Source organism: Sulfurimonas aquatica, from assembly GCF_017357825.1.
In the GTDB taxonomy this organism is placed as follows: Bacteria; Campylobacterota; Campylobacteria; order Campylobacterales; family Sulfurimonadaceae; genus Sulfurimonas; species Sulfurimonas aquatica.
Genome location: NZ_CP046072.1, coordinates 2,491,698 through 2,510,121, shown reverse-complemented (window position 1 = coordinate 2,510,121; position 18,424 = coordinate 2,491,698). Strand labels below are relative to the sequence as shown.

The following is an 18,424-nucleotide window of genomic DNA, read 5'->3' as shown; positions in this document are numbered from 1 at the left end:
GGCAATTATGAATGACGATCGCGTAAATACTAAAAGAGGGCTAATGGTCCTTGATGGAATGGTAGGCTTTTTAATTGCTACTGTAGTTCTAGTTGTAGTTGTTTTGACATTGGCTTATCTGTCATATGATTATCAAACAGAAAGTGCTACGAACTATTATGATATAAAAGATGAAAAATCAATTAAAATGTTTGATACTCAAAGTAGAGTTAATCACATTGTAGATGTAAAGTAGAGGGGAAAAGAATGGAAAAAATTATTGCACTTGGTCTCGTACTTATGGCAGCTTACACAATTTATGTTGTCGTAACTCCAAATCATCTCTTTGTTGGTTAGGAAGTTTTATTGAAATACTCACGAGGGCTTGCGGCCCTCATCCTTACCCTGTTTTTTCAAACTCAACTATTTGCAGAATATTTATATAAAGATGAAGTGATTTTTAATCCAAAGTTTAATGAAGAGATAGAATCTCTTGGTAGTGAACTTTATAAAAAAACTGGTATATCTTTACGTCTTGTAATGCTTAAAGAACTACCTAATGGTCTTAATGTTGTAGATTATGAAAAGGAGCTCTTAAAAGAGTTCAATGAGCCTACTATTTTACTGACTTTTTCGGAAATGGATTCAAGGGTTGATATCGCAGTAAATGATATGTCTTTATATAACTATTTTAATAAAAAACAGGTACTAAGCCCATCGGCTTCTCTCGTTCAAGCTTATTTCATGGCAATATTTTACACAAAATCATGGGATGATTTTAATGAGATGCGTAGCGATTATGGAGGAAGTATTTTACCACTTTTAGCTTCTAAAGCTAAAAAAGGTGAACTACTTGGAAAGTACTCTGGCTCTATGTTTAATGGATATCTTGATATAGCAGAACAGGTTGCTGTGAGTAAAGGGACTAGGCTAGATTCATTTTCTAGTAAGAATAGTGACTATGTGATTTTGGCTGTGAAGTTTTTCTTTTATAGTTTCATAGTTTATGGAGTATTTATGTACATTAAGAGAAAAATTTACATGAGAAGAAAGAGAAAAGAGAATGAGTAAAGGAAGAATCTGGCCATATTCAATTGCGGCATCAATTATATTAGTATTTGGATTTTGTGTTGCGACTATCGTTGTTACACAGAGTGCCGAGATACAAGAGAGTGATGCATATATGAGCAAGTATCAAGTAGCCGATCTGAATGCAAATATATTGATACAGGCAAAAATAGAGTTTGATAAAAAGTATAATGTAAAGTATTTAAATAGCACTACATTAAAAGAAGATACGGATATTTCATATAAAATTAGTGATAAAAATGGGAATGCTGTAAATGATGCTGTCTTAACTCTTGCAATAAGTCGACCTGAAACAAATAAATTAGATCAAACCCTTAGTCCTACTATTGTTGAGAATGGAGTCTATACATTTACAGATGCTAAGTTTAGCAAGGCTGGCGTATGGAACCTAATTTTAAAAGTAGAAATAGGAAAAAATTATAGATTTTTAAATATAAAATCTGACACTAGAAATCCAACCTCATACGAATACTAGAAAATGGATGAGACTACTATAGTTTTACCCTCAGCTCGTGCAATTCGCCACGAGCAACTCTCCTTAGAAGAAGAAACCCTTTTTTTACCTAACTACATCACTATGAGTGATTTTATCTCTAAACTGTGCATCGTAAAAGGGTATAAGTATATAGATGATGATAGTCGCGTTTTACTTCTTCTTGAGGCTTCTGACTTCAAAGAGTTCTCAAATCTTCAGATAGAGAGAAACTTTTTTACTTTTACTAAAAACTCTACTTATATCTTTAAATTTTTTGCAGAACTTAGCGCTGAGATGTATGAGATTGAAAATCTTTTAAACGCAGATACTTATGCTGAGTATGAAGAGCATATCAGTATACTTCAAGAGCTTTATAAACGTTATGAAAAACTGTGTAAGGAGAGAGAGTACTTAGATAAAATATTTTTACCAAAACTTTATGAGTTTAACGACTCTTATGCTAAAACACACAGTAGTATCACTATAAAAGTGGATGGACATCTGACTAACTTTGAGTTTGAACTTTTAGAAAAATGTACTCAGTTTTGCAGAGTGGAGCTAGTTTTTACGACAAGTCAATTTAATTCTAAAATGCAGAGTAGATTTGAAGAGTTAGGTATAAGGCTTGAGAGTGGATATGAGTATAAAATATCACTTAATGAAAAAGATGTCAGTTCAAAAGAGAAGATTGTTAAAAACACAAACGTAAGCTGTGAGAGTTTTAGCGAGTCTATCATTCAAGTGGCGTTTGTTAAAAATAAAATATATGAGTTTGTGAAAAAAGGGTATCAGCCTGAAAATATAGCCGTAATACTTCCTAATGAGAAGATGGCAGATACTCTTAAAAGTTTTGATGATAAATCAAACCTTAACCTTGCTATGGGTGAGTCATTTAGCAAGAGCGAAATTTATAAGCAGTTAAACGCGTCACTCAAAGAGATTGAACAAGACTCAAAAGAGAACTATGCCAGAGTTGAGAGAGTGGGCAGAGAAGTTCAAAACTTACTACTGGGAATCTTTGGTAAAAAAGCGAGTGAGTTTGACTTTATAGAACTACTTCAAACCATTCAAGAGCTGATATCTAATAAACGCGAACTAAAGGTGTTTGCTGAAGAGGTTCATAGCTTTAAAAAAGTCATCCCTTTTATGTTAGATATGAGTGTGAAGTCTTTGTTAAAACTCTTTTTGCAAAGGTTGGCCGCTAGAAGTTTAGATGACGTTAGGGGTGGTAAAGTTACCGTTATGGGAGTGCTTGAAACTCGTTCTGTGAAGTTTGATGCGGTCATAATCGTAGACTTTGATGATAAAAATGTGCCTAAACGCAGTGATAAAGATATGTTCTTAAACTCACAAGTTAGGGAAAACGCAAACTTGCCAACCATGAGTGATAGAGAGAACCTCCAACGCCACTACTATGAGATGCTTATAAACTCCTCTAAAGAGGTAGCGATCTCTTTTGTAGCCTCAAGTGAGAGTAGTGCTTCTAGGTTCTTAAAACAACTCGGCATCAAAGATAAAAATATACATGAAGAAGTAGATGTTGCATCACTACTCTTTACAAGAGAGGATAAGCAAAGAGTAGAGTTTGAAGATAAGATTATTGCCTATAGTTTTAAAGGCGTGGAGCTATCAAGTACAAGACTTAAAACATTCCTTACATGTAAACGCAAGTATTACCATAAATACATTCAGCGCTTAAGCTCGCATATTATTCCTAAAGACATGCCCCAAGAACATGAAATAGGAAATGCAGTTCATGAGGCCTTAAAGAATCTCTACTCTAAAAAGAATTTTTACACAGATGAAAAAGAGTTACAAAGCGACCTTGAGCGAGAACTTGATGGTGTTAAGGGTAGAAGCGAGTTAGACAAGTACTTGATAGCCATACAAAAAAAACGACTTAGGGCATTTTCAAAAAATGAAATAGAGCGTTTTGCTCAAGGGTATAGAGTAGTCGCAACGGAAGAGAGTTTTAAAGCTCCTTATCATGGCATGACTCTAATGGGACAGATAGATAGAGTAGATAAACTAGACAATGATATAGAAGTGCTAGATTATAAAACAGGCTCATACACTCTTTACAATAAAAATAATTTCACTGAGGCTACAGACTTTCAGTTAGAGTTTTATCATATACTCTCGGGAAGTTTAGGAAATGTGACTGGATGCGGATTTTATGATTTAAAAGAGTCTACCATTATTCCTGAACTGTTTTTAACTGAGAAGTTATCGATACTCCAATCTCATATAAAAGATTTATTAGCACTTGAAGAGATTGATACTAAGCAGTGCGAAGATATAAAGAATTGTCTCTACTGTGAGTATAAAATTATGTGTGGTAGAGAATAAGTTTAGATTTTAAAATGTTCGCTATCAAAATTATCAAGAGTAGTTTCTGCAAACATTTTTGTTATAAGGCCTTTTGGTTCAAGCCACTGGTCATGCAAGATACACTTGTTATTAGGGTTACAAAATCCTGTACCTAAGATACACTCGTTATACTCCTCAAGCTCTTTAAAATAATTTAAAATTTCAAGTATAGTAATTTCAGAAGCGCTCTTTACTAACTTGTAACCACCTTCTCTACCTCTTATTGAGAGTATAAATCCACCATTTACAAGTTCAGTCATTATTTTTGTTAAGTATTTATATGAGATATCTAAAGTCTCTGAGAGCACCTTAGCACTAAGCAGGGTATCACTAGAGTTAGCTATGTATGAAAGTATACGAATAGCATACTGTGATGTTTTGTGTAATTGCATCTTCTCTCCAACTATTTTGCTAAGTATACTCTAATCATATTAATAAACTTTTAAATACTACTTCAAGGTAGAATTAAATATAACTCTGCTAAACTTTCATATACTACTCATAGGTAGAATTAAATAAGGGAGTTATCAATGTCTGAACGTATTAATAAAAATATGGCTAGAAATATCTACTTCGGTGGGGGACTGTTTGCTATTTTAGTATTTGCCGGCCTGAGCGTAGATACAGTACAAAAAGTACCCAAACTATCAAACGCAGATAAGATTACAGAGTCTGTTGCGCGTGGTAAAAACTTATGGGAGACAAACAACTGTGTGGGTTGCCATACTATTATGGGTGAGGGTGCTTACTATGCACCAGAGCTTGCAAATGTATTTGATCGTCGCGGAGCTAGCGATGAAGCTTCATTTAAAGAGTATTTAAATGGATGGATGGCTGCACAGCCTCTTAGTGAACCTGGTAGAAGAAAAATGCCACAGTTCAACCTAACGCAAACTCAGGTTAACGACTTAGCTGACTTTTTAATATGGACATCTCGTATCGATGATAACGAATGGCCACCAAACATTGAAGGATAAATAGATGAAATACAGTTCACAAATGGTTGCAAAGAATTATTTTATTTTTGCACTGATTCTTCTTGCAGGAGAGGTTCTTTTTGGTCTAATACTTGGTACTCAGTATATCTCTGGTGACTTTTTATTTCCTGAGATACCTTTTAATGTTGCTCGTATGGTTCACACTAACTTGCTTATAGTACTTATTTTATTCGGATTTATGGGTGCTGCTTATTATTTAGTTCCAGAAGAGTCTGAGAGGGAACTTTGGAGTCCTTGGCTTGCAAAAGTTACTTTTTGGATTTTTGCTGCAGCGGGTGTTGCTACAATTTTAGGATATTTACTTGTTCCTTATGCAACCTTAGCGGAGCTCACATATAACAACTTACTGCCAACTATGGGTAGAGAGTTTTTAGAACAACCAACTATTACTAAGATAGGTATAGTTATAGTAGCTCTCTCTTTTATTTTGAACATTGGCATGACAGTGCTTAAGGGTAGAAAAACAGTTATTACGGTTGTTTTACTTACTGGTCTTTTAGGTCTAGCGGTATTCTTTTTATTCGCGTTTTATGTACCTGATAATCTTGTTTTAGATAAATTCTTCTGGTGGTATGTAGTTCACTTATGGGTGGAAGGTGTTTGGGAGCTTATTTTAGGGGCTATCCTTGCGTTTGTACTTATTAAAGTGACTGGTGTTGACCGTGAACATATTGATAAATGGCTATACCTGATTATTGCTATGACATTAATATCTGGAATCGTAGGAACAGGTCACCACTTCTTCTACATTGGTACACCGGATTACTGGTTATGGATAGGGTCTATTGCTTCTGCTGTGGAGCCATTACCATTCTTTATGATGATTTTGTATGCATTTACTATGGCAAAACAGAGAAGAATAGACCATGATAATAAAATAGCACTTACATGGGCAAAAGGTACAGCAGTAATGGCATTTTTAGGTGCTGGTGTTCTAGGATTTTTACATACTCTTGCTCCTGTAAACTTTTTTACTCATGGAACGCAGCTAACAGCAGCTCATGGTCACCTATCGTTTTTTGGCGCGTATATTATGATTTTATTTACAATCATCTCTTATGCAATGCCAATTATGAGAGGAAGAGTTCATGGAAATGGTGTAAAGGCACAAAAAGTTGAACTTGCAAGCTTTTGGATGATGGTTATTGGTATGCTTGGCATTACATCAGCACTCGTAATAGCCGGAACAATGCAGGTATTTTTACAGCGTGTTGGTGTAGACGTACTTTCATTTATGGATACTCAAGCTGAGATAATCCCAGTTTACACAGTCCGTCTTCTTTTTGGTCTTATGACTTTAGCTGGACTTTTGGCTTACTTCTATAGTTTCTTTGTAAAAGAAGAAGGAAAATAGTTCTGTGTTACTCTCAATACTTGAGTTTGAAGAGACTATTGGCAAGTTTTGGAACAAATTTTTAGATAAAAAAACAAGTAAGTCTCATGAGAGTGAGCGTGTTTTTTTTGAAGACAAATCTAAAGCTTTAAAAGTTTTTTATCACCTTTTAGGTGGTCAAAGAGCTAAAGAGCTCCAAGTTACAGATAAACGCCATATAGATACTTCTCGCTCACTGTATGAGAAAATATCAAATGCAGGAAATAGTTTTTTTCTTGCGTCTCAAGATGAAAAGGCACTTTACTTGCCTGCATCATTCGCTTACTTTGCTACAAAAGAGCTTAACGAGATGCTCTACTTTTGGCTGGTTGCAATGGCTACAAAAACAGACTATTACAGAGGAACTCTTTTTTATAAAAATAATAATGCGGCACAAGAGCTCATAAATAGATATCCAGGTTTTAGAGTTTTTTATGAATCTGCTAGTGCTTATCTTTTAGAGCAGAATGAAAAATTGTCATATATTAAATCTTTTAATGAAGAAGCTTTAGTAGATGCACAATCAATAGATAGTCTTAACGCTTACCCATTTGTGATGTGGATATATCCTCCTAAGGATTCAAAAAGTAAGTATAGTGATTTTGACGATGAGGATGAGCCAGTTCGTGGAGATGAAAAGCCGGAGCTAACTGAAACTCTAAAGATGAAAAAGCAATCTCAGAAGATGGATGATGACAAAGAGACAGATGGTTTAGTGGCGTTTCTTCCAGAGTCTATGATGAGTATAATGGATAAGGTCAATGTAGATAGAAGTGAAGATGATAGTTTTGATGAAGACGCTCTTTATAATGCAGAAGATTTAGATGAGATTACTTTAGGAAATAAAAAAGCAAATCTCTCGGCTAGACTCAAAATGGACTTAGACTTAGCAGTACACTCTCAAGAGGAGTATCCAGTAGGTGATGGTCACTTTATAGATGAGTATAACTATAAAACAGACTCCTATCTTAAAAATTATGTCTGTATAAATACACATATCATTACAAATATAGAGGAGTTAAAGCTTCCTCTGCGTTTAAAGAAAATGGTCAAAAAAATAGAGAGAGAACTAGACCTCATGGAACTTGAGCGTGTTAAAAACAGTCGTCTTCCCTATGGAGATGAGATAAATCTAGATACATGGATAGATTACAAGGGACATCTAAATAAATCAGGGCATCATCAGAATTTTTATGAAAGTTATGAGAGAAAAAGCCGTGATATATCTACTCTTATATTAGCAGATGTCTCACTCTCAACCGAAGCGGGTATAACGCAAGAGATACGAGTGATAGATATGATAAAAGATGCTCTTATAGTTTTCTCAGAAGCTTTAGAGAAACTACAAGACAAGTTCGCCATCTATACTTTTTCATCGCTGAAAAATACAAATGTAAGATATGAAATTGTAAAAAATTTTAATGAAAAATATAGTGACTTTACCCGTGGAAGAATCGATGCCATTAAGCCTGGATACTACACTAGAATGGGTGCAGGAATTAGAGAGTCTACAAAGATACTAGCAAAACAAAAAACACAAAATAAACTACTGTTGATTATCAGCGATGGAAAGCCAAACGACGTAGATAGATATGATGGTCGCTACGGTATAGAAGATACTAAAAAAGCGATTATAGAGGCTAAGAAAATGGGACTCACTCCTTTTTGTATCACGATTGATTTAGAGGCCAAAGAGTACTTACCATATCTCTTTGGAAGAAATGGTTATGCAGTTATACGAGAGCCTAAAAAGCTACCGACTATAGTGCCAGAAATATATATGAACTTAACAAAATAAGGAGAACAATTATGTCAAATACTTACTACTTATCACAATCAAACGAAGTTGAACTTTTCCAAGCAGCGGCTTCTATGAATCTTCCTGTACTTATCAAGGGACCAACAGGATGTGGAAAGACTCGCTTTATAGAGTCGATGGGCGAAAAACTAGATAGAAAGGTTTATACTGTAGTTTGCCATGATGATCTGAGTGCAGCAGATTTAATAGGGCGTCACCTTATAAATGAGCATGGAACTTTTTGGCAAGATGGTCCTCTTACAAAAGCAGTGCGTGAGGGTGGAATCTGTTATCTAGATGAGATTATAGAAGCCAGAAAAGATACAACTGTAGTTCTTCACTCACTTGCTGATTATCGTCGTGTTTTACCCATAGATAGAACAGGCGAACTTATTGAAGCACATCCTGATTTTATGTTGGTAGTCTCTTATAATCCTGGATATCAAAATGTACTCAAGGGAATGAAGCCAAGTACAAAACAGCGTTTTATATCTCTTAGTTTTGATTACCCTAAACCTGAAATAGAAAAAGAGATAATCATTAAAGAGAGTGGAGTAAACGCTGAAGTCGCACAAAAGCTTGTAAACATAGCAGGAGAGATTCGACAACTCACAGATAGCGATATAGAAGAGGCAGTCTCAACAAGATTACTTGTATATAGTGCGAAACTAATAGTAAATGGTTTTGACCCTTACCAAGCTTGTATGCACTCTATCGTTGAGTCTTTAAGTGATGAAGATGAGGTTTTAGAAGTACTGCGAAAACTTATTGGTTTACACTTTAGTTCGTGAGAGTAAAACAAGTACTACCTCCAGGTGATTTTGGAGTATGGATAATTGTTTATGTAGAGCTTGTGACTTTTGGTGCACTCTTTTTAGGCTATGCCTTTTCTCGTAGACTTGAGGTTGAACTCTTTAATGAGTCTCAACTTTTGCTTGATCAGAGGTTTGGCTTTGTAAATACAATTATATTAATCACTAGTAGTTATTTTGTTGTAAAAGCTGTAGAATCTATACAACTAAAAGATAGAGACAAGGCAAATTATATTACTTCAAGATGGCTACTTGGGGCAATGGGACTTGGCTCTTTTTTTATCATAAACAAAATTGTTGAATTTATGCAAAAGTCTGAACAAGGTATAGACCTCAGTACAAATACCTTTTTTATGTTTTACATTATGCTCACAGTCTTTCATTTTATGCATGTACTTTTAGGTCTTATAGTTCTTTTTAACATGCAAAAAAAAGCTAAGAATGGTGGATACACACTAGAAGACTATAGAGGTTTACAAACAGGTGCAATCTACTGGCACTTAGTTGACCTACTTTGGATAGTTCTATTTCCACTTATATATATAATGAGATGATATGAATATAGATAAAATATGGATTATTTTAGTTTCACTTACAAGCTTTACTTTTTTAGTAGGATACTTTAAACTTGTAAGTGATGCAATCATCACTCTCTTACTCCTGGGCACATTTATAAAAGGCTTACTAGTCATAGAACATTTTATGCAACTAAAAGATGTAGTGCTAAGTTATAGGATAATCCCTATCTTATGGCTGGGAACTATCCTTCTGCTTGTTGGTGCCGCTTACTATTTTTAAGAGCCTAAAAATTTCAAATATTCTCTTTGCTCTAATTTTGATATAATCTTCTAAATATGATGTTCTCTATAAAGGGAATAATAGGAAAGTTTACTATTGAATAATGAAATGTTTAAAAATAACCTAGCTTACGAAGCGAGTGCTGGAAGTGGCAAAACTTTTATGCTTGTTGTGCGTTATCTCTCCCTGCTTTTTATGCAAGCGGAGCCTTCAAAGATACTAGCACTTACCTTTACAAACAAAGCAGCTTCAGAGATGAGCGAGAGAATAGTTGAAACACTCGAAGAGCTTGAGTCTCGTGGTGAACTTGATGTCATTATGCAGGTAACCGGTTTGTCTCGTGAACATCTTCTAGCTAACCGAAAAAAAATACTCCAAGAGTTTTTAAACTCACACACGAAAATAATGACAATAGATAGTTTTTTTACGCAAGTTCTTAGAAAGTTTTCTCTCTATGCCTCTTTGATGCCAGACTTTTCCACTTTTAGTTCTCAACATGAGCTCAAACTTATGTCGCGTTTTTTAAGTGAAGTAAGTGCTGCCAATAAACGCGAGATTCTCATAAACCTCTCTTTGGAGTCTAAAAAAAGAATCAGTGACATCTTTACTCTTTTAGATGAGTTTTACATAAAAAAAGAGGAACTCTCAAACATAAGTTTTACAAAAATCGACTTGAGAGCCTTTGAAGACGAAGCCATGAGCGCTTTATCGGGACTTCAAGGGATAGTGGCCAACTGTGACAAGGCAAGTGGACAACTTCAAGGCGCCGTTAAAGTGGAGAGTTTTGCAGAGCTAAAAGATAAAACATGGGTGCAAAAAGAGTCTCTGGAGTACTGGGCGTTTAAGAAGTGTTTTACTCTTGAGATGAATCATTACCTTCATACCATACAAACTACCGTGGCAAATCATCATAGAGCTAAAGAGCAGAACTTTTTTTATGCACTTAATGAACTTGTTGAGATCTATCAAAAGTCAAAAAAAGCTCTTTATATGGATGATAGCGAACTGAGTTTTTCAGACGTAACCTCTCTTGTTTATGAGATACTGCATAAAAATGACGATAGTCAGTTTTTATACTTTCGTCTTGATGCTAAGATAGAACATATACTACTTGATGAGTTCCAAGATACGAGTGTACTTCAGTATAAGATTTTAAAACCTCTCATTGAAGAGATAACTTCTGGAAATGGAATCTTTGAAAATGGAAGTTTCTTTTTTGTTGGGGATGTGAAGCAGTCTATTTATAGGTTTCGTGGTGGCGTTTCGGCTCTTTTTGGCGAGGTGGTAGAAGAGAATGATACTGAGGTTGAAAAACTTCTAACAAACTACCGCTCACAAAAAGAGGTCATAGAGTTTGTAAACGCTACTTTTAGAGATAAGATAGAAGGTTATAGCGACCAACTTGTTCGCAAAGAGGCTCAAGGCGGATATGTAGAGGTCTTAGAGAATGACGAACTTTTAGAAGAGACTCTAACACAGGTGCAAAGACTCATAGCTCTTGGTGCTGATTTAAATGAGATTGCAATTTTATGTGCGACTAATGGGGATGGAGAAGCCATAAAGCTCTCGCTTCAAGAAAATGAGATTGAAGTTGTAACAGAGACAACGACAAAACTCATAAACCAAAGAAGCGTGAAGGCTCTTTTGGAGTACTTGAAGTATCTCTACTTTAAAGAAGATATCTATAAACATAACTTCTTCGCGCTTATATCCCAAGAGATACAGAGCATATCTTCTGTGGACTTTAATAAGGTCAAACTCTTTGACGTTGTCAAACGCGCCATAGAGAAATATAATCTCTTTGAGCATGACTTTCATCTCCTGCGTTTTCTAAATGCCATAAAAGGGTATGAAGACATAGAAGCACTACTCTTTGAGTATGAAAGACTCGATACTTCTGCAGCAGCGTCAGACCTCAATGGCGTGCGAGTGCTCACCGTTCATAAGTCAAAGGGTTTGGAATACGCTCACGTTATCGTGATGGATAGGCTTAAAAACCCACCAGCTTCTCGCTCAAGTATCATTTATGAATATGATGGAATAGCTTTGCAAAACGTATATCTAAGAACTAAAAATAGAGAAGCGATAGACAGAAGTTATGAAAATGCGCTCCATAAAGAGCAGAAACTTGTGCGTGAAGATAGTCTCAATGCACTCTATGTGGCGTTTACAAGGGCAAGAGAGAATCTCATCATAATTAAAAAGTCTAAAAAGTCCTCTTTTGATCTGCTAGAGTTAGATGCAAAAAGTAGTGGTGAGTTGCAATGTGAAAGAGTTCAAAAAGAGAAGAAAAAAGATCTTCAACCTTTGGAACACAAAGAGCTTTACTATGGAACACAGAGTGACATACTGGCGTTAGAGAGTGAGCAAGCGGAAAATATAAACGCCATTAATTTTGGTTTAGCTCTTCACTATATGCTGGAGATGATGAGCTCCTTTAATAAAGAGTCCATACCAAACGCCAAAGATATGATGATAAATAAGTTTGGTTTTGAACTCCAAGTTGATGAGATAGAAGATATAGTCCGTCGAGTTGAGATGTTTGTAGAAAATGAAGAGGTGCTTAAGCTTATAGATGGCGATTGTTACAGAGAAAAAGCTCTGCGTTATAAAAATAACCTGCGTTATGTAGATCTTTTAGTAAAACATAAAGAGGGCTCTTGGAATATACTTGATTATAAAAGTTCACTAAGTTTTTCTGAACACCATGTGAAACAAGTCCGTTACTATAAACGGGCTATAGAAGATATAACTGCAGAGTTAGTAAATGGATATATCTGTTATATATTAGCCGATAGTGTTAAACTTGTTAAAATTTAGTATACTTTATTAATTATGTAGATATAATTTAGAATTATTCTTTAAAAAATAGGAAGATAGATGAATATTTTATCGCTACAAAGAAGTATTACTCTTAAGTATGTAGTGGCGCTTTTATTAATCGCACTTTTATCAAGTGCTTCATTTTACGTCCTATTTAAAGCATTAGAAGAGTCTAAAAATACTGCCTACATTGTAAATATTTCAGGAAAACAGCGAATGCTCTCTCAGCATATAGCTCTGGCTCTCCATAGATTACATAAAGATATAGAGGACTCCAAGATTAATGAGGGTATTGTTCATAACAATATCTTAGTCCAAACACTTATGGCAGATATAAAAGAGATGTCAGAAGCTAATAGAATCCTCTCAACTGGTTTTTTGCCAAATGGCAGTAAAGTGAAACTTTCAAGGGTGCTTGATGAGACCTACTTTGGGGATGTAAATCTAAAAAAAAGAGTTGATGAGTATCTCGAGAGTGCATATGAAATTTTTAAAATGAGTAAGCATAGTGATGTAGATATACTTATAGAAAAAGTGGATAGATTATCTGAACTTTTACTTTTAGATATAGATAGAGTTGTAATGGAGTACCAAGAAGAGGGCGAAGAGAAGTTAAAAGATCTAAGATGGCTTGAAGTTGTTACTTGGGTACTCATAATAATTGTTCTACTCCTAGAGGTTATTTTTATATTTCAACCACTCACACGAGAGATAGTCGACCTCTATCGTAAAAATGAAAGTATCTTAAATAATTTAGAAAATGAAGTGCTTATAAGAACGATGAAACTTGAAGATGCAAATGTCAAACTCAAAGATTTGGCACTGCATGACCCTCTGACAGGACTGAGAAATCGCCTTACACTTGAAAAAGATGTTGAAAGAGCGATAAGTCATGAGAGAGATCATAAGGCTCCTTATGCCGTTTTAATGTTTGACATAGACTGGTTTAAAGATGTGAATGATACTTATGGACATGATATTGGTGATAGGGTCATAAAAGAGATATCAAAGATATTAAAAGAAGCAGTACGTGAAAATGATAAGGTCTATAGAGCTGGTGGAGAGGAGTTTGTGATACTGCTCAATCGTATCGATTATACGGATGTAAGCAATATTGCCGAGAAAATAAGAAAACTCATTGAGCAACATGTCTTTAGCGTTGATGATATTAGTTTTTCAAAGACAATAAGTTGTGGACTCTATCACTCTTCCATAATTGAAGGCGAAAATGTAGACCATGTTTTAAAACTTGTAGATAGAGCCTTATATAAATCTAAACTCAATGGAAGAAATAGAGTAACCAATGTCTCGTTAATACACAAAAAGTAATAAGCAAACTGACTATTTTGTCTTGATATAATACGGCAGATATAAATAAAAAGAGTCCTATGATACAACTACAAAACATCTCTAAAAATTTCGCCTCCCAAGAACTTTTTAACAATCTCAACTTAAAACTAAATGCAGGAAATCGCACTGGACTAGTTGGAAGAAATGGAAGTGGAAAGTCAACACTTTTCAAACTCATACTTGGTGAAGAGTCTGCCGATGACGGTGAGATAATCATCCCAAAAAACTACAAGATAGGCACGCTAAAACAGCACCTTACGTTTAGTGAGAGCACACTTAGAGAAGAGGCGGCTTTAGCATTAGAAGACGAGATGAAGTATGACGTTTATAGAGTGGAGAAGATACTCTTTGGACTTGGGTTTACTCAAGAGGACTTAGAAAAAGATCCACTCTCATTTTCAGGTGGATATCAAATCCGCATCAACCTTGCAAAACTCCTTGTGACCGAACCTAACTTACTTCTACTCGATGAGCCTACCAACTACCTTGACATCGTCTCTCTGCGTTGGCTGAAGTCATTTTTAAGAGCTTTTGAGGGTGAGGTTATTCTTATAACACACAACCGTGACTTTATGGACAGTGTTTGTACCCATACCATGGGAATCGTGAGAAAAAAGATAGAGATAATCCAAGGTGATACACATAAATTTTATGAGCAGTTAAATGCCAATGATGAACTCTATGCAAAACAGAAAATTGCACAAGATAAAAAAGTAAAAGAGTTAGAAGAGTTCATAGCTAAAAATAAGGCTCGCGCGTCTACTGCGTCTCTTGCACAGTCTAAGGTTAAACAATTAGAAAAGATGGAACTTCTTGATGACTTGGCGTTTGACAACACTTTGGCATTTGACTTTAACTTTAAAGAGACGCCTGCAAAGTTAATGTTAGAGGTTGAAAATCTTAGCTTTGGATATACACCAGAAAACATACTCTTTAAAAATATCTCTTTTTCTATTAAACGTGGGGAGTGTTTAGGCATCATCGGAAAAAATGGAAAAGGAAAATCAACTCTCCTAAATACTTTAGCCGGAGAGTTAAAACAACTTAGTGGAACCATAAGCTCTCATCCATCAGTAGAGTTTGCCCACTTTGGTCAAACAAACATAGATAGACTTCATGCAAACGCGACGGTAATAGATGAGATACACTCCGCAAATACAAAACTCCCAACGCAGAGTATAAGAAGTATAGCTGGGGCTATGATGTTTAGTGGCGATAGCGCGGATAAAAAGGTTTCACTTTTATCGGGTGGAGAGAAGTCTCGCGTTATGTTAGGACAAATTTTAGCACGAGAAGTAAACTTACTCTTTTTGGATGAGCCTACAAATCACCTTGATATGGACTCCATAGAAGCACTTACAAATGCCATAAGAAACTTTGAGGGGGCAGTTATCATCGTAACCCACTCTGAAGAGTTACTCCGTAGAGTTTGTGACAGACTTGTTATCTTTGCCAAAGAGGGCGCTGAGTATTTTGATGGCGGTTATGATGAGTTTCTTGAAAAAATTGGTTGGGATGAAGGTGAAGATGAAAAACTTGAAAAAAACAAACCTGCTCCTAAATCAAATACCAAAGAGAATAAAAAACTAAAAGCAGATTTAACGCGAGAGCGAAACAAAATAACCTCGCCTCTAAAGAAAAAAGTGCAAAAGATAGAAACAAATATTATGGAGATAGAAGAACAGCTTGAACTCCATCACAAAGAGTTGGTTGAGGTCTCAAACAGTGGCGATAGTGCCTCTTTAATAGAACTCTCTAAACTAGTAAGTAAAGAGGAATCTGAAGTAGAAGAGCTCTTTGAAGAACTCGAAATAGCTCAAAGCGAGCTTGACGAGATAAACGAAGAGTATGAAAAGAAGATGGAACTACTTTAATTTAACTCTTTTTTATAAATGAGATAAAATCTTCTGCAACTAAAGGTTTACTAAAGTAGTAGCCTTGCACCTCTTGACATCCTTGAGAGCGAAGATACTGAAGTTGCTCTATTGTTTCTACACCTTCAGCTATAGTTTTAAGTCCTAGTGCATCTGACATATTTATGATGGCTGAGACTATGGCTCTGTCTTCTTGGTCATCCTTTATGTCTTGAACAAAAGATTGGTCAATTTTTAGTTTATAGATTTTGAATTTTTTAAGATGACTAAGGTTTGAATAGCCTGTTCCAAAATCATCTATAGATATTTTTACGCCTATCTCATTGATGGCATTTATGATCTCTATAGCCTGATGCGGATCTTTTGCCGTAACACTCTCTGTGAGTTCTAACTCTAAGTATTTTGCCTCAAGAGAGTTCTCTTTGAGTATCTCAGATATAGACTCTGGAAGGTTCGCATGACGAAACTGAATGGCTGAGAGATTTACAGATACTACAAAGGGCTTTATTCCCTCATCTATCCATATTTGCAACTGTTTTGTAGCGCTGCGAAGTACCCATTCACCAATCTCTATAATAAGTCCATTATTTTCAGCTATTGGAATAAACTCAGCAGGCGAGATATTGCCAAACTCCGGGTGTGTCCATCTTAGTAAAGTCTCAGCACCTATAACTTCTTGATTATGCAGAGAGATTTGAGGCTGATAAACTAGGTGAAGTTCGTTGTTGTTAAGAGCAGTTCTTAGAGCATGACTAAGCTCAAGATTGCGTTTAGAGCTAATTTGCATCTCTTTTGTAAAAAATGAGTAGTTATTTCGCCCCTCTCGTTTACTCCTGTACATAGCAGTATCGGCATTTTTAAAAAGAGTCTCCTTATCTTCTCCATCATCTGGATAGATTCCAATGCCTATGGATGCAGTCACACTAAGTGTATTGTCATCAATGTAGCGTGGGTTTTGAATCTCTTTGAGTATTTTTTTTGCTACTTCATGTGCTCCATTCGCATTTGTATTTGGGGATAAAATGATAAATTCATCCCCTCCAAGTCTAGCTACAGTATCTTCTTCTCTTAGTATAGAAGTTAAACATCTTGAAACTTCAACAAGAAGTTTATCCCCTGTATCATGTCCTAAGTTGTCATTTATCTCTTTAAAGTTGTCAATATCTAAAAACATCAAAGCGAAGTTTTCTGTGTTGCGTTTAGCTCTTGCTAGGGTATTGTGTAGAGTAGTGTCTAGGTTTGCACGATTTGGAAGTTGAGTCAAGGAGTCGTAATTTGCAAGATATATTATGTTCTCTTCATCTTTTTTTCTCTGAGTAATATCTCGCGTTATACCAAGTAGAGCAGTTATATCTCCATCTGCATCTCTCATAGGAACTGCATTTGTCTCTAGCCAACGCGAGGTTCCTTTTAATCCTTTGATTTTAAACACTAAGCTAGCATTTAGACCTTGCATGACTTTTTGATGGAGCTCTAAAAAAGGAGTTCTCCACTCTTTACACATATAGTTTACTAGAGTTTGCTGCTGTGCCACTTCAAGAGACTCAGCTTCAAGCATAGCTAGTCCCGCAGGGTTCATTGTAATCAACCTACCATTTGGATCTACAAGCTTTACACACTCTGGCTCATTTTCTATGATAGCTTGGAGGTGTTGCTGGCTCTCTTTGAGTTTGTTAGCAGAAATTTTAGCATGTGTAATATTCTCATACATACCTAAGAGCCCAAAGAGTTTATTCTCACTATCATAGAGAGGGATTTTAGAAGTTCTTAGCCACATCTCTTCCCCATCAGAATTTGTTTGGGGTTCTTCAAAAAATAGTTTTGGGATTTGTGAATCTAAAACACTTCTATCATCTGCTCTATATATTTCAGCTTCATTTTTCCAGCTTAAGTCATAATCGCTTTTGCCAATTATCTCACTCTCATCTTTCTTCCGTGCATCATTTGCAAAGAGTTCATTACAACCTAGGAAGTTTAAATCTAAATCTTTCCAAAAAATGCGCACCGGAACTGTGTTGATGATTGTATGTAAAAGATTATTAGAGTTGATAAGCTCTTCTTCTCGTACTTTGAGTTTTTTTTCATTTTCATAAGAGTCTGTAATATTAATGCTAATCCCCATAAGGCCAATGACTTCTTGTGCTGCATTATAAATAAGAGATTTTGAGGTACTGAGTAGCACACTTGAACCATCTTGAAGTCTAATCCACCCTTGACTCTTTTTTGCTATCTTTTGGGCTATAAGTTCTCTATCAAGTGCTTGAACTATAGCTCCAGTACTCTCGCCAAGTATCTCAATATCAGTATGGCCAATAATTTCCTCCATAGGCAGGTTTAAAAACTTTGCAAAAGCTTCATTACAGCCTAAGTAAATACCATCTGCATTATGATAGTCTTTATAGTACATAAGTTCTAGACTACTAGGAGATGCTGGGGAGACTACTTCATATTTGAATTTATTATGATTGAATTCTTTTTTCATGTGAATATACTATCATATTTCATCTGATTAGATAGTAATGAGTAGGGCTATATTTAAAAATCTAGATATAATTATATTTCTAAAATAATTTATAAATATTGATCCACTACTATAGAATCCTAAAAACTTACAATATCCTTAAATTCAGCTTCTTATAAGTTTATATAGCTATACTTTCGCCACTTAAATAAGCGTTCGCGTTTA

At 35.4% G+C, this 18,424-nt stretch carries 15 protein-coding genes; 13 read left to right on the top strand and 2 right to left on the bottom strand.

The window, feature by feature from the left end:
* Positions 1-7 precede the first annotated feature (7 nt).
* From GJV85_RS11980 to GJV85_RS11965, 4 genes are all read left to right on the top strand, one after another.
* Positions 8-235: a DUF4006 family protein gene (locus GJV85_RS11980; RefSeq protein WP_207561615.1), complete on the top strand. Its 228-nt coding sequence runs from the start codon at positions 8-10 to the stop codon at positions 233-235.
* Positions 236-345: 110 nt separating this feature from the next.
* Positions 346-1,050, top strand: coding sequence for a 3-dehydroquinate dehydratase (locus GJV85_RS11975; RefSeq protein WP_207561614.1), 705 nt, complete (start codon positions 346-348; stop codon positions 1,048-1,050).
* Positions 1,043-1,543 (top strand): FixH family protein, encoded by a 501-nt coding sequence (locus GJV85_RS11970; RefSeq protein WP_207561613.1) that lies wholly within the window; start codon positions 1,043-1,045, stop codon positions 1,541-1,543. The genes GJV85_RS11975 and GJV85_RS11970 overlap by 8 nt, the downstream gene beginning before the upstream one ends.
* A 3-nt stretch (positions 1,544-1,546) precedes the next feature.
* On the top strand, positions 1,547-3,892 hold the full coding sequence (locus GJV85_RS11965; protein ID WP_207561612.1) for a PD-(D/E)XK nuclease family protein: 2,346 nt from the start codon (positions 1,547-1,549) through the stop codon (positions 3,890-3,892).
* 2 nt (positions 3,893-3,894) lie between these two features.
* Here GJV85_RS11965 and GJV85_RS11960 read toward each other — a convergent pair whose 3' ends face one another.
* Positions 3,895-4,305, bottom strand: a complete 411-nt coding sequence (locus GJV85_RS11960) for an RrF2 family transcriptional regulator (RefSeq protein ID WP_207561611.1) — start codon at positions 4,303-4,305, stop codon at positions 3,895-3,897.
* A gap of 138 nt (positions 4,306-4,443) precedes the next feature.
* Here GJV85_RS11960 and GJV85_RS11955 point away from each other — a divergent pair, with 138 nt between their 5' ends.
* From GJV85_RS11955 to GJV85_RS11915, 9 genes are all read left to right on the top strand, one after another.
* Positions 4,444-4,890: a c-type cytochrome gene (locus GJV85_RS11955; RefSeq protein WP_207561610.1), complete on the top strand. Its 447-nt coding sequence runs from the start codon at positions 4,444-4,446 to the stop codon at positions 4,888-4,890.
* 4 nt (positions 4,891-4,894) lie between these two features.
* Positions 4,895-6,265, top strand: a complete 1,371-nt coding sequence (locus GJV85_RS11950; RefSeq protein WP_207561609.1) for a cbb3-type cytochrome c oxidase subunit I — start codon at positions 4,895-4,897, stop codon at positions 6,263-6,265.
* A gap of 4 nt (positions 6,266-6,269) precedes the next feature.
* Positions 6,270-8,081: a nitric oxide reductase activation protein NorD gene (locus GJV85_RS11945; protein WP_207561608.1), complete on the top strand. Its 1,812-nt coding sequence runs from the start codon at positions 6,270-6,272 to the stop codon at positions 8,079-8,081.
* Between the two features lie 11 nt (positions 8,082-8,092).
* Positions 8,093-8,872 carry a CbbQ/NirQ/NorQ/GpvN family protein gene (locus GJV85_RS11940; protein ID WP_207561607.1) on the top strand — a complete coding sequence of 260 codons (780 nt, stop codon included), beginning with the start codon at positions 8,093-8,095 and terminating at the stop codon, positions 8,870-8,872.
* Positions 8,869-9,447, top strand: coding sequence for a cytochrome c oxidase subunit 3 family protein (locus GJV85_RS11935; protein ID WP_207561606.1), 579 nt, complete (start codon positions 8,869-8,871; stop codon positions 9,445-9,447). Before GJV85_RS11940 ends, GJV85_RS11935 begins: the two co-directional genes overlap by 4 nt.
* Position 9,448: 1 nt before the next feature.
* A complete protein-coding gene (locus GJV85_RS11930) occupies positions 9,449-9,691 on the top strand; it encodes a cytochrome C oxidase subunit IV family protein (protein WP_207561605.1) in 243 nt (80 codons plus the stop codon).
* 96 nt (positions 9,692-9,787) lie between these two features.
* Positions 9,788-12,511 carry a RecB-like helicase gene (locus GJV85_RS11925; protein WP_242689787.1) on the top strand — a complete coding sequence of 908 codons (2,724 nt, stop codon included), beginning with the start codon at positions 9,788-9,790 and terminating at the stop codon, positions 12,509-12,511.
* A 60-nt stretch (positions 12,512-12,571) separates the two neighbouring features.
* Positions 12,572-13,843: a GGDEF domain-containing protein gene (locus GJV85_RS11920; protein WP_207561604.1), complete on the top strand. Its 1,272-nt coding sequence runs from the start codon at positions 12,572-12,574 to the stop codon at positions 13,841-13,843.
* A 59-nt stretch (positions 13,844-13,902) separates the two neighbouring features.
* The gene (locus GJV85_RS11915; protein ID WP_207561603.1) at positions 13,903-15,738 is read left to right on the top strand and encodes an ABC-F family ATP-binding cassette domain-containing protein; all 1,836 of its coding nucleotides are present in this window, start codon (positions 13,903-13,905) and stop codon (positions 15,736-15,738) included.
* Between the two features lies 1 nt (position 15,739).
* On the opposite strand, the gene GJV85_RS11910 is transcribed toward GJV85_RS11915, so the two are convergent.
* Positions 15,740-18,220 (bottom strand): EAL domain-containing protein, encoded by a 2,481-nt coding sequence (locus GJV85_RS11910; RefSeq protein ID WP_207561602.1) that lies wholly within the window; start codon positions 18,218-18,220, stop codon positions 15,740-15,742.
* Between the last annotated feature and the right edge of the window lie 204 nt (positions 18,221-18,424).

Excerpts from the sequence above, each read along its gene's own strand:
- GJV85_RS11980 (WP_207561615.1), top strand. The coding sequence starts at position 8 with ATGAATGACGATCGCGTAAATACTAAAAGAGGGCTAATGGTCCTTGAT.
- GJV85_RS11910 (WP_207561602.1), bottom strand. The coding sequence starts at position 18,220 with ATGAAAAAAGAATTCAATCATAATAAATTCAAATATGAAGTAGTCTCC.
- GJV85_RS11950 (WP_207561609.1), top strand. The coding sequence starts at position 4,895 with ATGAAATACAGTTCACAAATGGTTGCAAAGAATTATTTTATTTTTGCA.
- GJV85_RS11940 (WP_207561607.1), top strand. The coding sequence starts at position 8,093 with ATGTCAAATACTTACTACTTATCACAATCAAACGAAGTTGAACTTTTC.
- GJV85_RS11915 (WP_207561603.1), top strand. The coding sequence starts at position 13,903 with ATGATACAACTACAAAACATCTCTAAAAATTTCGCCTCCCAAGAACTT.
- GJV85_RS11960 (WP_207561611.1), bottom strand. The coding sequence starts at position 4,305 with ATGCAATTACACAAAACATCACAGTATGCTATTCGTATACTTTCATAC.
- GJV85_RS11970 (WP_207561613.1), top strand. The coding sequence starts at position 1,043 with ATGAGTAAAGGAAGAATCTGGCCATATTCAATTGCGGCATCAATTATA.
- GJV85_RS11955 (WP_207561610.1), top strand. The coding sequence starts at position 4,444 with ATGTCTGAACGTATTAATAAAAATATGGCTAGAAATATCTACTTCGGT.
- GJV85_RS11965 (WP_207561612.1), top strand. The coding sequence starts at position 1,547 with ATGGATGAGACTACTATAGTTTTACCCTCAGCTCGTGCAATTCGCCAC.
- GJV85_RS11930 (WP_207561605.1), top strand. The coding sequence starts at position 9,449 with ATGAATATAGATAAAATATGGATTATTTTAGTTTCACTTACAAGCTTT.
- GJV85_RS11920 (WP_207561604.1), top strand. The coding sequence starts at position 12,572 with ATGAATATTTTATCGCTACAAAGAAGTATTACTCTTAAGTATGTAGTG.